Origin of the sequence: Mesorhizobium shangrilense (assembly GCF_040537815.1) — a bacterium.
Classification (GTDB): domain Bacteria; phylum Pseudomonadota; class Alphaproteobacteria; order Rhizobiales; family Rhizobiaceae; genus Mesorhizobium; species Mesorhizobium shangrilense.
Map to the genome: position 1 here is coordinate 1405952 of NZ_JBEWSZ010000001.1, position 15093 is coordinate 1421044.

Below are 15093 nucleotides of genomic sequence, written 5' to 3' on the forward strand. Positions count from 1 at the left end.
CTGTCTAGCGGAGATGGGGAATGGGCCGGAATTCGGCCTGGACGGGTTGGCTGCGGGGCTGCGCCGCGTTGATCCAGGTGTTCCAGCCAAGCCGGTTTGCCTCGGGCAGGTCGCGATCGGTTGTCAGCTGGAGTGGTTGGACCTCTTCCGGACGAAGCCCCAGGCGTATGCGATAGGTCTTGTCCTGACCGATGGCCATGGCCGCCAGGTCGGCGAACTTCCTGGCCTGGTTGCCGTCCGGCAGCAGCGAACGGAAGACCGGATAATGCAATGGCTCGACATGCAGGATCACCGACGACTGGACGTCGAAGGTTCTCTCGCCGATGACGGTATCCTCGCCGAGGCGGCAATAGGCACCGTCCGGCAGATCGGCGCTCGGGAGCCGCGATCTGTCAGCCGCGTCGATCGGCAGCCATTCGCCGTGGAACTGTTCGATCCGCACCGCAAACCCCAGCATTCCGCACAGGACTTGTTCGACGGCCATCGACGAGCGTCCTTCACGGCCAAGCAGGCCGCCGAAGAAGACGAACGTCGCGTCAGGCGTTTCGGTCCTGCCAGACAGCGACGGCATGCCGATGCCGACAAAGGCACGCAGTGCCGCGTCGATCGGCCGGGGTGTGCTCAGCCGGCTTGCGCGCTCGCGTTCGACGGCGATCCGGTATTTTGCCCAGGCGTCATAAAGAAAGCCGGCCAGCCGGTTGTTGAACAGGTCGAAGAACTCACGCAGGCCCGGATTGCGTTCGCGCACGCTGATCTGGACCATTTCGCTGAAGGCGTGGGGAAGCACGCCTGACGGGCCGGTCAGCCCAACCACGGTTTGGGTCATTTCCACCGGGCCGCCGCCGCGCGGCCGCCTGACCGCATTGACCTCCGCCGCCGCAAAGCCGAGCGGCACGGCGGCATGAATGCTGATCGACGCGTTTTTCGGGTCGATGCCTCGGCCAACCGCGTCGGGCCGGCTCGCGCCGGCGGCCGCGGCCTCGTCGGCTGCCATGGCTTCGATGATCCGTACGGCCTGGAAGAAATCGTAGGCCTGCGGGCGTTCGAAAATATCCGACTTCAAAGAAGAATTCGGTCGCCGGCGCGCGCTGGCCATGTCTTGAGAACTCCGCTGCGACCCTTGACCAGGGCGGTGAGGCGTGAAAACGAATTGACGCTGGCGTAAAGGCCAAGGAAGCGCTCGAGAACGCTGGCCATCATGAACATGCCATTGCCCGAAAAATTGCTTTCGTCGAAGGTGATGCTCACATCGATACCCCGGCAGAACGCGGTCTGACCGCGGCTCTTGACGCGCGCCGTGCCCGGTCTGGACGCCAAGGCGAGCACGCCGTCAATCAGCGCTCGTGTTTCGGCGGAGCCTCGGAAATCATAGAGAATGAGCATCTCTTTCAACGCTTCGACGCCACCGTCCGAGACCAGCGACAAGTGGTTGAGCGACAGATGTGAAATCAGGCGCCAGCGCCCTCCCTGGCCGTAGTCGGGACGCAGGGTCGGCGTTGGCGCCGTCAGGAGTTTCATCGTCTTGACCAGCGGCACGGGATTGACGAGCCGCAGCGTCGGCTGGCCGCCGCCGAACGGCAGGCGCTCCGGCCGATTTCGATTGAGGCAAAGCGTTTCGATCGAGAGGACGTGATCGGGCGGCGTCGACGGCGTGAAATCTGGATCGACGATCGAAAGATAGACTTCGCTGCCCGGATTGTCCGAATCCGACGGTCGCCTGCTCGCCAGCCACCATGTCGGCTGCTCGGCGTCTTGCTTTGTGCCATGATGTCCCAGGCTGTGCTGGACGCTGTAAAACGGCAGGATTTCGCGGCGTTTGCCGTCCGCATCCGAAGCCGTGATCGCGACCGCACTATAGACTTCAAGCGCGCGCGGACGACGGCTGTCGGGCACGATGCGATATTCGCTCGTGGTATGGTCGATTGCGATCGGCTCGGCCGTCTGGGGAAAGAGATTGACGATCGGCGTGCAGCCCAGGGCAAATGCCGCCGCCGTCATCGTTCGTTCCAGATTCGGGGAGGGCCGCTTCAAATAGACGAAGACGTCGAGCGTTGCGCCCTTGCCGGCGAGCCGCGCCCGTTCCGGCAAGGCGAGGTCAACGAACAGGAATTTTTCCGGGAACGCGAAATATTCGGTTAGGATGCGGAAACCGAGATGTGAGCCATTCTCGTAAGGCAGCAGCCCCTCATTCTCATCAAATCCGGCGGGCGAAAACGCCGAGGCGTCAAGAACGATCGGGTTCGGGTCGTTCGCGCCTTCGGCGAAGGCGACCGCGATGGTGTCGTTGAGCAGGAGTTCGTAGAGCGGATAGGCGAGTTGCGGCTGACCGCGCAGGAAAAAACGCAGCCGCTCCGGCGCGTTCCTGGCAAAGGTGCCGTCGGCGGACGTCATCTCGAGGGTCAGGCGCAGACATCCCGCGGCACTGTTGCCGCGCGGCGTATCCGGCGCGGTGATTGGCCGGCCAGACAGGATCGCGGTGCGCACCGCGACTGGGTGCAACGCAACATCGAAAGCGGTGCGAAAGCGACAGCGCTCGCCTTCCATTGGCTCTGTGTCGAGCAAGGTGCCGGCTGGCACGAGGTGCGAGCCGGGCATGTCCGACTGTGGTTCCATCTGCAGGATGGACATGGACGGGATCGGCTTGTCGAAATGCGGATAGAGGATTCCCAGCAACGCCCCGGTCAGTTCGGGAAAATCGTCGTCAAGCTTCTGCCGTACCCGCGCCGTCAGATAGGCGAACGCTTCGATGAGACGACCGACATGCGGATCCTCGACGGCGTCTTCCGAGAGCCGAAGCCGGCCGGCAATGCGCGGGTTCTCCGCCGCGAAGACTGCCGCCGCCCGCCGAATGTTGAGCAGTTCCCGATTGTAGTGGAGCAGCAGGTCGTCCGACATGAATGGAGCGAATTCCCTTGGCGGTTATTGGCTTGGAACGTCAGTTCTGGTGGGCGAGGGCCATCCGGTCGGGACGCGGGGGAAAAGATTCCGCTGCTGTCCGTCGTGGAAGATGATGAGGCGTGCCATGCCTGTCAACAGACGTTGCCATCAAAGCACCGGGCATTTGAAGTCTGACAGGATGTCGCGCGCGAACGGATTGCGCGTGGCCGGCGCCATGACGTTCAGCACAGCCTTTCGGCTGCCGACGGTGAACCCGTATGGAACCATGTCCGTCGGGTCGTTGCGCAGCACGTGGCCGGCGTTAAGCAGCCGAAACAGGGCCCAGGGTCCTTGCCGCCGCAGCATGTTGCGCTCCCCGTTCACTTCCGGGGTCATCGAAAGGATCGCATCGGCATCGGCCCGGTCCGGCGGCCACTGGAACGCCGAGGGTGTCGGCGGACCGTGCATGTAGACCAGTGTTGGTCCGCCGATATCGAACTGCATGGCGCGCGCCTTCTCGTCGAGCTGGACCGGTTCGACGGTGAATTTTACCGACGGCATGTCGGCGTCGCCGAAATAGGTGGCGGTGATGTCTTGTGCGTGTTCGAAGGCAGCCAGCACGTCGTCGCCGATGTTCAGCCCAACCTGCTGTCCGGTGCGCCATCGCCAGGGTTTTGTCGTGGTGTCGATGAAGGGTTTCAAATAATCGTTGCGGAAACTGGAGATCAGTCCCTTCGGGCCGAAAAGGCTGGTGAAATCGGCAATCGAGGTATCCTCGGCGCTGGCTTGCACGAACGGATATCGTCCCTTTGTCGTTGCCTGGCAGGACGGCTCGACGGTGGTCTTCCAGATTTCGGCGAGCCGCTGGCGCGAGCTGCCGCTGGTGACGGCTCCGGCCTGGCTCAGAATCCGCCTGAACAAAGGCTGCAGTGAATCGGGCAGCGCGTTCACCTGCTCGGTCAGTTGGTTGAGGATCGTCTGCGGCTGGGTGCCGAGCTCGAGAATGTTGGCGCCGGTGGCGACGAGGTTGATCTGGCTGTACAGCGGCTGCAAGCCGGCCAGCATCGTGTCGATCTGCGATTGCTGTCCTTCCGGCGCGCTGACTGCCTTGGCAAAGGGCTTGAAGTGATCCGTCACCGCCTTGCCGACGTCGACCACCCGCGACGGTGCGATGACGCTGCCCGCCACGCGGTTGACCTGCGCCGTCGCGGCTTTCGTCAACGCGCTCGCCGGGTCGTTGGCGGGCGCGAGATTGACCTCGGCGGCGGCGGCGGCGGTCAATTCCTTGACCGGCGAGGGACTGCCGGTGATGATCGCCATGGCGCGCGCGGTTTCGCCGGCATCGGCGCTGTCGACGATTGTCAGTTCCGAAAGAAAGCTGTCCCATCGCCGCATGTAGTCGACGCGGTAGAGATCGAGCATGCCTTCGCGGATGCGCTGGGTCTCGCGCTCGTGGCCGGCCACGGTATCGGCGACGCCCATCACCCACAGGTCGGCGGCTAGGTCATCCGACACGGCCCCTGTGGTGGGCAGTGCGCTGTCGAAGAACCCGGTCCTGGTGAAAAGTCCGGGAATCCCGTCCCAGAAGCTGCCGCCGCCGATCAAGGCAAGCGCCTGTGGGCCTGACAGTCCCATATGGTCAACCGGGCGCCAGGTGGCCAATTGCTGGATACGCGGCATCGCGCTCAAGGCATCGTAGGCGAGCCGCGCAAGCGTGTAGTTCGAGATCAGTCCGCGCGCGCGGTCCACGAGCCGCATGTCCATGAGGGGTGCCGCGATCACCGTGAAGGACAATTCGGCGAGATGTTCGGATACCCGCCGGTCGACATCGGCGGTGCGGTCGTAGGGGAGCCATTTTTGGGCGAAATCGGGACCAAACAGCGCCGCGGTCTGGGCGTCCACGGGCCGTTCGCCGGTCATCATCAAGTAGAGTTTAAGCTGGTGGAAGCGCAATGCGGCGGCGGTTTGCGGATCATCGAGCCCGTCGCGAAGGTAGCGCCACACGAAAGGAAGCATCATGGCGTGGATACCGCGGTCATAAGCCTCGCGTGCCGCCTCTTCCACGGACGCCGTGCCGTACAATCCGAAGGTGGCGCGGCCGGGCCGTTCCTGCACCAGGGCTCGCAGGTCGTCGAGCGCCGTGAGAGCCGGTTTGAAGTCCAGGGGCGCCGTTCCGGCGGGAAGCGCCGTGGCGATGCTGGCGCGCGCAGCGGTCACGCCGTCCTGGAGCCTCTTGGTATAGGCTTGGCCTTCGTTGAAGCCCAGCCACCAAAACACCAGCAAGGCCAGCACCGCGAGGGTCAAAAGGACGTTGGCGGCGATGCCGCGTATCTGCAACATGGCGGCGGCGGAGCGCGTCAGGCCGCCGAGATTGGCCTCCGGAATGACAATGTCACGGACCAGGTCGCGCAGGAAATAGGGCCGCCCGCGCCCGCTGGCCGCGTCGTTGCGAAACGCCAGTTTTTCCGCTTGCTGGGCAAAGCTGGGGGACAGGTCGCGCGCCAGGACGTCCACCGAAAGCCCGTTCTGTGTCGCACTGGCGAAAAACAAGCCCCGCAGCAGGGGCGCTGGCTCGAAACGATAGATGAACGTCAGCTGGGTGATGAATGGTTCGAGCACCGCCTGCATCGCGGCGAACTGGCTGGGAAATTCAAAAGCGCGCCGCCGCCGGTGCTCGTCGGGTTCCTCCTGGAGCCGGAGCAGGAGAAGGCCCGACAGGCGTTCGACGGTATCCGAAAACCCTTGCGTAAAGCGGTCGTCGGCGGGGGCCTGGCCTTTCGCGTCCGAAGGCTGGCGAAGCGGAAACCCCAGCACCGCATTGCGCTCTTCGGCGCTCAGCGTGTCGAAGAATTCCTCGAAGCCCACCAGAAGATCGAGCTTGCTGACGATGACGTAGACAGGTGGCCGCGTGCGCAGGCGCGCGGCCACTTCATCCAGCCGTCTGCGCACCACCCCAGCCAGGTCTATGGCGCCCTCCGGCGTCATCGTCATCAACTCGTCGGCGCTGACCGTGACGATGATGCCGCTGGCTGGCTGGCGCGGCCGCAATCGCGACAGATGGTCGAGCATGCCGAGCCAAAGCGAGTTGGCCGGCGGCTCGTATGGGACGAGGAACTTTCCGGCGATCTCGACGAACACCGCCTGGTCGGCGAGATGGAACACCGCCGGCGAGCCGGCCGCGTTGTCGCCTTGATACGAAAACGCCAAGCTTGAATTGAGGACGATAGACGTCTTGCCGGCGTTTTGAGAACCCAAAACCAGATACCAAGGTGTCTGGTGGCGATCACGGGCGAGGGGATTGAAGCCGCGTCCCTTGTTGGTGAACTTGGTGGCGCCGCGGGCCATGCCGCGGAAGGCGGCGAGCTCGGCGTCGGTCGTGGTGCGGACTTGTTTGCCGGCTTGTCGTTGCTCTTCTTGCTGCCGGCGCAACGCGGCCAGCAATGCCTTGTCGGCGCTGTTGTGGCGGATACGGATGAAATAGCCGGCGATACCCCAGGCCAGCACGATGACGAGCACGATCGCCAGTCGCACGGAAACCGGACCGAGCGGCTGGATGTCGCCGAATGCGAACAGCGGCCCCAGGAACCAGACGAAGATAGCCAGGACCAGCGCGGCGATGGTCAGCAGTGCGCCCGGCGAAAGGATCGCCTTGCCGATGCGCTGCAGACGTGTCCGGAGGGTCAAGACAAGCTTTCCTTGTAGGCGATGATGCGTCGTGCCGCCTCGAGATAGGCGGAATCGACCAGCAAGCCGCCGTTGGCGCTGACAGCAGCCTGGCTCTCCAGTATGAAGAAGTCGCGCTCTGCTTCGGGCAGTGTCCGTGCCTGCGCCTGAAGCCAGGCGGTCATTGCCGGGCTGGCGGCGCCCGAGGCGCCGGTCAGTGCGATCCGCTGCTTTAACGTCTCGACGCTGGCATTGAGATCGACCAGTTCGGTTTCCATCATCGCCACGAGGCTTGGCATGAGCGCGTTTCGGCGGAAGTGATCGCGCGTGCTGTCGATGATGGTCTCAAGTTTCGGCCGCGCCGACAGGCCGATTTCGATGGGGTGAACCGGCTGATCTTTCGTCAGGCTTGATCCGAATTCGTCGAGACGGCGCATCGTCGCCAGGATGGAAGGCAAGGCGGCGACGGTGGTGGGGCTGGCGATCGGGGTGGCACCGACGGTGATTTCCGCTCCCCGTGCCGAAAACGCGACTTCACGGTTGTAGGTCCGCAGGATGTAATAACTGGTACCGGCGCAAAGGGCGGCGAGCGCGGCGACGGCCGCCCAGCGGGTGGCTTCGCCGACCTTGCCTCTTTGTCCAAGGCCGACAAGTCCGGCTTCCTTGAAGATCGTATTCTTGAACGTCCCGCCGATGAAATACCCCTGGTCCTCGTCGTCCAGGGCGAGATCGGGCGGGATCATGCCGACGCGCGGCATGGCGAAGCGGCGCGACAATTCGGGCAGCAGGCTGTCGATCGACAGCGCTTCCTGGCGGGCGCTGGTCAGAAATATCCCGCGCAGGGCGCCATCCTGCCTGGTCCTGCCGGTCTTCGTGAACAGCGTTTCCAGCAAGGGCTGGATGGTCGGCTGAAGGCCCGCGATCTGCGCGCTGAACCCATTGATGCGGGCGCATCGCACTGGATCGGCTTCGCGCGAGAGCCATTCGACGAGGCGGGCCCGCATGGCGGCCAGCAACGACTGGAAGCCGGTCGCGATAGCGTCGCCCATCGCCGTAGGCGCGGTCGACGCTGCGATCGGCAGCGCAAATCCCCAGGGCTGCGAGCGCTCCTGCGGTTCCTGTCGATCGAAGAATTCCTGGAATCCAGGCAAGAGGTCGATCTTGGAGAGCATCAGGTAGATCGGTGCGGCCTGTGCCGTCGCGGCTTCGATCTCGCGCAGCGCGAGCATCGCGCCCTCGGCGAATTCGCGGTGTTCGACTTGGTCGGCGAGTGTCAGGTCAGCGGGGCTGAGAACGAAGACGGTGCCGTTTATCGGCAAGGCGGGCCGCAGGCTCTTGATGATCTCACAAATCTGGCGCGGGCTCCGGTCCGGCACGCCGATCGACGTTTCCACGAAGATCGCGTCGTCGCCGACCCACCATGTCGCGCCCGCGATCGTCACCGGCGAACCGAGGCCCAGCCCCGATCGTTCCAACAGGCTGGTTTTTCCGGCGCCGGGAGCGCCGACCACGAGATAGAGTGGCACGGACAACCGACCACGGCGGCCAGCCAGGCCTCTGTTGGCAAGAAAGGTGAGCGCCGATTTGCGCTGCATGCGCAGACCTGGCGTATCGATGTCGGCGTCGCCCCTGACCAGGCGCCGGGTAAAGACCGCTGGTATCAGGCCCAGAAGAACCAGGGGGGCGAGCAATGCGGCAAAACGCTGTTCAGGGACCGTTACCGGTGCATATCGCCAGATCGCCCAGCTTGCGGCGACCGCAAGACCAAGGCCGGCAAGCCATGCGATCCGGAACCAGGGTCTCATGGCGCCTTTTCCGCCGCTATCTTGAACTCGACGCGGCGGTTGCGCGAGCGTCCTTCTTCCGTCGCATTGGACGCGATCGGATCGGTCTCGCCGCGTCCTTCGAAGCTGACCCGCGAAGGGTCCGAGACGTGATTGCGCAGCATTTGCGCGGCGGAACTGGCGCGCGCCACCGAGATGGCCATGTTGTCGCCGAGAGCGCTGCCGGCGCCGACGGGAATATTGTCCGTGTGTCCGATGACCAGGATCGGCCCGCTCTCGGCGTTCAAGGCCGTGCCAATGCGGCCAACGAGCGCGTCCTCGGTCTGCGCCAGGTCCTTTCCGCCCGACGGGAAGGACGCCCGCAGCATCCTGATGAGAAGGTCGCCGCCGGATGGGGCGACTTCCACCGTGCCGGCGGCAATGTCATCGGCCAGGAATTTTGAAAGCCGCTGCATCTGTGTTTGCCGCACGGGCGGCACCGGCTCCGGTATCGCCGGCACGGCGGCGCCGTCCACGACGATCGGCGTCGCCGGCATGAGGCTCCTGATCTGCGCGGCCGCGGTCTCGACGCTGCTGCGCAGGCTCACACTCGAAAAAATCCACAAGATCGCAAGAAGGCCCAGCAAAATCGCCGCCGCGAGCCAGGGGGCGGCCATGATACGGGGCGGGCGGTGGGGGGCGGTAACGCCCTGCCAGGTCGCGGACAGGCCTCGATCGTATGGCCCGCGCACCCGCCGGATCGTCCGATAGAGATCATGGCGAAGCCGTGTCAGCTGACCTTGGCCTGCGTCAACGACGCGATACTTGCCGACAAAGCCGATCGACAGGCAGATCGCCATCAATTCGAGCGCGTCGATATTGTCTTCCGGGTTGAGCTGCAGCTGGGAAAGAAGGTCGTAGAAACGTTCGCCGCCCCATGTCTCATTGTAGAGTGTGCCCACAAGGCTGCTACTCGCCCAACCCGATTGACCGCCCCATTGCGTGTTGAGGATGATGTCGTCGATCACCGCACACAGCGCGTAGCGCGCGATCCGCACGATCCGGCTCGGGACGTCCTTGGCCATGGCAGCGGTTTCGAACCGCTTGATCTCGTCGATGGTCCGGTCGCGGAATTCGGTGATGTTGTCGGGTGGCGCGCTTTCGTTGAGCCTTCCGGCCAGCCACAAAAGCGGCGCGGCGGCGCTGGCCAGGCGATTGATGGCGGCAAGGTCGAAAGCCTTGTCGATGCTGGAATCGCCGCGCTGCCGCATGTCACCGCTGCCTGGCTTGCGCTCGCGTTGCGCGAAAGCTGCATCGAACTGGTTGCGGCCGACGGGTGGACCGGCGCCGAAGAAATCCTCATCGACCCCAAACTCCTGCTGCACGCCCGCGTTTTCCCTGTCGAAACCGGAACCTGTCAAGCCGGCGTCGAGACGTACCGGCCGCGTCTCGGCATTGGCCAAGGACCGCCTGATCGTGTCGTCAGCCTTCGAGAAAAAAGAAAAGGGATCGCTCAGCGTCGCATTCCTTGTTGAGCCTGCTCCAGATCACCTGGGCAGTCTTGATTTCTCTAGTCCTTAACCGCCCACAGTTCGAGTTCCAGTCCGGGGAAATCGCCGGCCATGTGAATCGCAAGCCCGGCTGAATTGGCGATCTGCTTCCACGTCGCGCTGGTCCGGTCGAGTTCGAAATAAGCCTTTCCGGTGTGGTAGGGTATTTGCCGTGGCGCCACCGGCAAAGCACGGGGGATGATGCCGGGCAGGGCGGCGTTAACCAGCTCCCTGATCTGCTCGACCGGGCCTACCTTGATCTGGCCGATCAGCCGGCGAAGCAGTGCGTCCGCCGGCATGTCGGATTTGGCCGCCAGCACGAACGTGTACTTCGAATAGATCGAACGATCGGAGACGGTGGCGACCCTGATGCCATAGCGATGTTCAGTGAGCGGGATCGCGATGGCGCCGCGGTCGAGCACGGCGCTCAAGGATTGCCGCAACGCCGCTATCACCGGAGCGAATGTCAGCTGCAACTGCTCATGATCGTAGACCGGAAAGTTGCGTGGACGGTGACTGGGCGTGGTGAAGGTGGCGAGCTCTCCGGCGAGGCCGACCGCATTTTGAAAGATCGTCTCGGGATGCACGCAAAAGGCGGACGCCAGATGCGCGAACACAGGCTGCCAGCGGTTGATGGTCTGGAGCATGAGCGTGTCGGTCATCTCGGCCGCGGTTCCAGCGCTGCCGGATGCCAGCCTTGACGCGATCGCCTCGCCGCGATGGTTCAGGAGACCGACGATCTCGGTAAGCAGTCCTGTCAGCACGGGCGAGGTTCTGGCGTCGAGCGCCGGCGGAATGTAGCCGTCGTCCAGCACGACGGTGTTGTCGGCGCGCACTTCGACGATGCGGGCCAGACCAATGCTGAGCAACCCGCTGCGCTCGCTGCTCTCGAGCGCGTAGCGAAGCCGTAACTTGCCCACCGTGATCGACACAGGCGCGGTGTCGCTGCTGTTGGCGTCGGTGACATCGATATTCCTGGTGGTGAACCGGGTCTGCGTATCGACGTCGGCGTCGGCCGTCTCCTGGCTGCCGGGTTGGGTGATGGGCAGCGTCAAGTAGATGATGGCATTGCGCAGGTTTTCGCTCAGTTGCAAGGACGGGAGATCGTCCGCGCCCTCGGGCGCCGAAAACGGCGTGCCGTCCTCGAAGACGCCGGTGGCCCCCTCGACCGCGAAACGGCCGATCGACAACAATTCGCGATTGAGCCTGAGTTCGGTGAGGCCCCAGCCATAGGCCCGAAGCCCCCGCACACGGCCGTTAAGCATTCGCTGAAAGTAGCGTCCGTCCTGCTGAAAATGCTGGGCGCGGATGAACATCCCCTCGGACCAGATCACCTTGTCATCGAATGGCATGCAACATTTCCTCACCACCACATTGCAACACAGAATTGCGGCTCACGTCCTCGCAAAGGGCATGCCCGTTCAATCCTGAGGCCCAAGATCGACGGAAAGCGTCTTGAGTTCCGCTTTCAACTTGAAGCTCTTCTCGCCATGAAGCGGAACCATCGCACGCCATTTCGCGCCTTCGAAATTTCGGAACCCAACGACGACCGCGATCAGCACCGTGCCCTCGACAAGCTTGGCCTTTATCCGTTCCACGCCGCCAGGATTGAGCAGAATTTCGGCCTTGCCGAGCATGGTCGGCCCAAGTGTCTTCTCGTCCTCCTCCCACAATTGCCGAAAGCTGGCATTCGCGAAGGCGGAATCACCATTGAGCTGATAGAGCCGGAGCACCACGGGCGACGGCTCTCCCTGGGGGAGCGGGTTTATCAGCGGCGAGGCCATCGCGATGAAATCGATCCCCGCCTCCGCCGGCGCCGGTTTGATTTCGATTTCCTTGGGCGGTGGCTTGTCCTTTCCAAGCAGTCCGCAGCCCGAAAGGCCTAGGATCGCGAACAACACCAACCATGTCCGGAAAATGCCGGGCATGAAATCACCCCACTGCCCGCCGGCTTCAGCCAGCTCAACCAAAACCTGGCGACCTATTTGCCCTGGGATCGGTTCCCGTCCAGGAGGTCACGCAACCGCTCGTAAAACCTGGACCTCTCGCCTTCCGGTAAGACCTCGGCCGCCGTGTCCACGGCTTGCACCAACGCTGCGAGGTCGAGACGGGTCAGAGATGCCGCAAGTTTTGTCATACTGCCACTGCGTGACGGTAACGATTCTTGTGCTGTTATAGTATTGTGAATCGTGTCTGGAGCTTGCTTTGCCGAGATATCCACGGAAATCGGATCGGAAACCGGGGAAGTTGGCGCCCACCAGTCATCAAGTATTTGTCCCACGGGCCTGCCAGCGATATCCCGGTCCTGCGGCACCGAGAAATCCGGCCGCTGCGCTGCGGCTTTGTCTGGAAGTCCAAAGGGACCGTCGGCGATTCTCGTGCGATCCACGGCGGGGAGCTGGCGTGGTGTACTGCTCGCCAGCGGTGGCGCCTGGGTAGAGTTTTCTATGCGCACGATGACCACTGCATCGCCAAGCTTCAGCACGTCACCGTTCGCCAGCAGCCTCGGAAGGCCGAATCCGACCGCATCATTGTTGATTTCGACGCCGTTTGTCGACGTATCGGTTAGAACGAAGCCACCGGAATCCTTGTCGATCCGACAATGTGCCTTGGAAATCACTCTGTCCGGGTCGGGCAGCGTCCAGTCGGCGGTGGGCGAACGACCGATGACGAGGCTGCCATTCTCCATCGATTTTTCGATCTGGGCGCCCATCAGGCGATCTGGACCCTTGAGAACGAGCGTAAGTTTCATTGGCCCCTCGATATTTCAGCCGACGTCCAAGGCGCGCGTATCCGCCATCTTGCCTGCCGCGCGTTGCGCCACAATGAGATGAGCCAGGTAGTGCATGCAAGAGCGCTCGTGAATCCGCACATGCCACGGCACCTCGCGCGCCGGCTTCTCGCGGCGCAACGAACCGCTTGAAAGCGGACCCTCGCCCAGCATCAGCTCGAGAATCGCCTCGGCGCTTCCGGCATGGGGGCCACGCTGCGAATGTCCTCCAATCCATCGCTCGACGGGCGTGACATGACCTGTCCAATCGAAGGGCACCGACAGCAGCGCCTGGCCATCTGGCACCAAGACGCGTCCCATCTGCGCAAGCCCCAATCCGGGATCGGCCAGGCAGTCGAGTACGTTCAGGCCCACGGCGAGCGCGAACGTCGCGGAAACGAATGGCAAGGCGAGTGCGTCGCAGATCCAGACGTCAACGAGATCGCGGCGAATGTCGAGGTCGAAGCGGCGTCGATCATAGACAAGCCCAATTCGCCGCCGCGCATAGTCGACCTTGCCATCCACCGCGGCCCGCCGCGAGACACGGGCAAGCGGCGTCGAGACATCGATCCCGAGGACATGACGTCCGGTTCTCTGTGCGATTTCGACGGTGGAACGCCCGGCGCCGCAGCCTATGTCCAGCACAGGCCCGGGCGGGATATCGTGGGCCATCATCTCAAGGCCAGAGATGACGGCACGCGCCACGCCTCCTGGCAAGGCACCGCCCGCCGCCGGCCCACGCTCCTGCGGATCGTGATCGGCCCAATGGTCCCAGACATAGGACGAGACATGCTGTCGTATGGAATCCATCCCGCTGCCGGGACCGGATGCGTCGCCCAGCAGGCTTTCGACAGCCGGCGTCAGGTCGGTTCGTGCCATGATGTAGAAGAGATTGTCCTGCACATAGCGTCGCACGTCGGGCACGATGATCGGCAGACCGTCGATGATGGGGTATTCCGCCCCGCAATCGGCACAGCCGAGGATGCCGGCCAGGATGTCGCCTTGGCGCTCGTCTTCAATGACGCTCAAGCCAAGTGCGGACGAAACGCCCCGTGCATGGCAGCCCGGGCAGACCGGCTGCAGCATCTCGAAATGGCCGCGTCGCACCTCAGCCGCCGATCATGACGGTCGGGCAACCGGGCGGCAGGATTTTTCCCACAGGGCTGGGTATCGGGGCGACACAGGCGGTGTGGGCGGTCATGTCGCCGACCCGCGCCGCGGGAAGACCTCCGATGAAGACCGTCGCGGATCCCTTTGCGATCATGCCGGGCCCGCCCGGAACGCAGCCGGCCAGCAGGCAGGGCTGCGACAGGTCGGTGGCGCGCGCGGCCGGCATATTGCCGATCAGGACATTGACCTGCCCCTTGATGATGGCGAGCGGCATTGCCGGATGCGGCGCCGGCGTCGGCACGAGCGCGGCCGGATGGATCGGAGCATGGCAGTGAGGCGCATCCTGCAGGATCTGGTCGCCCAAACGCGCGGCATTCATGATTCGGACTCCTCTGACCCCATCCCCTGCGTCAGATGCTTGTGAAGCGTCAACACGTTCCAGCCGGTTGCTCGCCGATAGTCGACCTCGTCCATGACTGTGCGGATGAAATGGACGCCAAGCCCGCCAATCTGGCGCAGGTCAATGTCGTCGGACAGATCGGGCGGCGGCACGCCGAGGGGATCGAACGGAACGCCGTCATCGCGGACCTCGATGACGAGTTCGCCCGCCTCAGCCGTCAAATTGACGTAGACCTCATGGGCCTTGCCGTCGCTAAACGCGTAGCCGATCGTATTGGTGAGAATTTCGTCGATGACCACATCGATGCCTTCGACGTCTTCTGCCGCCATGGCGTGCTGGGAGAAGAACGCCGCGACCTGTCCGAGCAGTCGTGGTATCGCCTGCAGATCGTTGGGCACGACATAGGTCGCCGTTCTGGCGGGATGACCCTGCGACCGGAAAAGCAACGCTGCGGCGCAACCACCGCCAGCGCGCGCGATTTCGTCGTCCACCACCTGGCCGAGACCTTCAATCGGAATGTCTGCCGACCGCGGCGGCGGCACATCGCCGACGGCGATCCACACGATGTCGCCGGCCGACAGCCGTCGATCTTCGCCAGCGCACGAAATCACCTCGACACGGCCGCTGCCGGCGGTCGCCGACGCCAAAGCACCGCTGCTGGTATCGAGCCTCAGGATGGCGACTTCGAAATTGACCTGATGTGAGGTTTCGCGGCATGCCGACAACACCATGTCGGGATCATCGAAAACGGCCAGGGCCGCTCGCAGAAGTTGCCGAAACGATGCCGCCTCGAGAACGGCTTCGATCCCGTTGCCCTTTATTTGCACCGTCGCGACCGCCAGCACCTGGCGGCCAAGCCACAAATAGTCATAAAACGAGACAACCCCGTCGCGAAGCCTTATGCTGGCGCTCAGTTCGACATCCCGACGGATGGGAAAACGCTGCGGCAACAGCGCGTCG

11 protein-coding genes are annotated in these 15093 nt (G+C 63.7%); all 11 read right to left on the reverse strand.

Features of this window, described 5'->3' with window-relative positions; all coding sequences use genetic code 11:
• Nucleotides 1-4 precede the first annotated feature (4 nt).
• Nucleotides 5-1063 carry a type VI secretion system baseplate subunit TssG gene (gene tssG / locus ABVQ20_RS07090; protein ID WP_354458829.1) on the reverse strand — a complete coding sequence of 353 codons (1059 nt, stop codon included), beginning with the start codon at nt 1061-1063 and terminating at the stop codon, nt 5-7.
• Nucleotides 1060-2895 carry a type VI secretion system baseplate subunit TssF gene (gene tssF, locus ABVQ20_RS07095; protein ID WP_354458830.1) on the reverse strand — a complete coding sequence of 612 codons (1836 nt, stop codon included), beginning with the start codon at nt 2893-2895 and terminating at the stop codon, nt 1060-1062. The genes tssG and tssF overlap by 4 nt, the downstream gene beginning before the upstream one ends.
• Before the next feature lie 150 nt (nt 2896-3045).
• Nucleotides 3046-6561 carry a type VI secretion system membrane subunit TssM gene (gene tssM / locus ABVQ20_RS07100; RefSeq protein WP_354458831.1) on the reverse strand — a complete coding sequence of 1172 codons (3516 nt, stop codon included), beginning with the start codon at nt 6559-6561 and terminating at the stop codon, nt 3046-3048.
• Nucleotides 6558-8345 carry a type VI secretion protein IcmF/TssM N-terminal domain-containing protein gene (locus ABVQ20_RS07105; protein WP_354458832.1) on the reverse strand — a complete coding sequence of 596 codons (1788 nt, stop codon included), beginning with the start codon at nt 8343-8345 and terminating at the stop codon, nt 6558-6560. Before ABVQ20_RS07105 ends, tssM begins: the two co-directional genes overlap by 4 nt.
• The gene (gene icmH / locus ABVQ20_RS07110; RefSeq protein ID WP_354458833.1) at nt 8342-9766 is read right to left on the reverse strand and encodes a type IVB secretion system protein IcmH/DotU; all 1425 of its coding nucleotides are present in this window, start codon (nt 9764-9766) and stop codon (nt 8342-8344) included. The genes ABVQ20_RS07105 and icmH overlap by 4 nt, the downstream gene beginning before the upstream one ends.
• A 107-nt stretch (nt 9767-9873) precedes the next feature.
• Nucleotides 9874-11205 (reverse strand): type VI secretion system baseplate subunit TssK, encoded by a 1332-nt coding sequence (gene tssK / locus ABVQ20_RS07115; RefSeq protein ID WP_354458834.1) that lies wholly within the window; start codon nt 11203-11205, stop codon nt 9874-9876.
• 69 nt (nt 11206-11274) lie between these two features.
• Complete coding sequence (tssJ, locus tag ABVQ20_RS07120; RefSeq protein WP_354458835.1) at nt 11275-11781, reverse strand: type VI secretion system lipoprotein TssJ; 507 nt, start codon at nt 11779-11781, stop codon at nt 11275-11277.
• Between the two features lie 53 nt (nt 11782-11834).
• Nucleotides 11835-12605, reverse strand: a complete 771-nt coding sequence (locus ABVQ20_RS07125) for a type VI secretion system-associated FHA domain protein (protein ID WP_354458836.1) — start codon at nt 12603-12605, stop codon at nt 11835-11837.
• A gap of 15 nt (nt 12606-12620) precedes the next feature.
• Entirely contained in the window at nt 12621-13730 is a 1110-nt protein-coding gene (locus ABVQ20_RS07130; RefSeq protein WP_354458837.1) for a class I SAM-dependent methyltransferase, read from the reverse strand.
• Nucleotide 13731: 1 nt separating this feature from the next.
• Nucleotides 13732-14112 (reverse strand): PAAR domain-containing protein, encoded by a 381-nt coding sequence (locus tag ABVQ20_RS07135; protein ID WP_354458838.1) that lies wholly within the window; start codon nt 14110-14112, stop codon nt 13732-13734.
• Nucleotides 14109-14978, reverse strand: coding sequence for an ATP-binding protein (locus ABVQ20_RS07140; RefSeq protein WP_354458839.1), 870 nt, complete (start codon nt 14976-14978; stop codon nt 14109-14111). The genes ABVQ20_RS07135 and ABVQ20_RS07140 overlap by 4 nt, the downstream gene beginning before the upstream one ends.
• Between the last annotated feature and the right edge of the window lie 115 nt (nt 14979-15093).

Excerpts from the sequence above, each read along its gene's own strand:
- tssF (WP_354458830.1), bottom strand. The coding sequence starts at position 2,895 with ATGTCGGACGACCTGCTGCTCCACTACAATCGGGAACTGCTCAACATT.
- ABVQ20_RS07105 (WP_354458832.1), bottom strand. The coding sequence starts at position 8,345 with ATGAGACCCTGGTTCCGGATCGCATGGCTTGCCGGCCTTGGTCTTGCG.
- tssK (WP_354458834.1), bottom strand. The coding sequence starts at position 11,205 with ATGCCATTCGATGACAAGGTGATCTGGTCCGAGGGGATGTTCATCCGC.
- tssJ (WP_354458835.1), bottom strand. The coding sequence starts at position 11,781 with ATGCCCGGCATTTTCCGGACATGGTTGGTGTTGTTCGCGATCCTAGGC.
- ABVQ20_RS07125 (WP_354458836.1), bottom strand. The coding sequence starts at position 12,605 with ATGAAACTTACGCTCGTTCTCAAGGGTCCAGATCGCCTGATGGGCGCC.
- ABVQ20_RS07135 (WP_354458838.1), bottom strand. The coding sequence starts at position 14,112 with ATGAATGCCGCGCGTTTGGGCGACCAGATCCTGCAGGATGCGCCTCAC.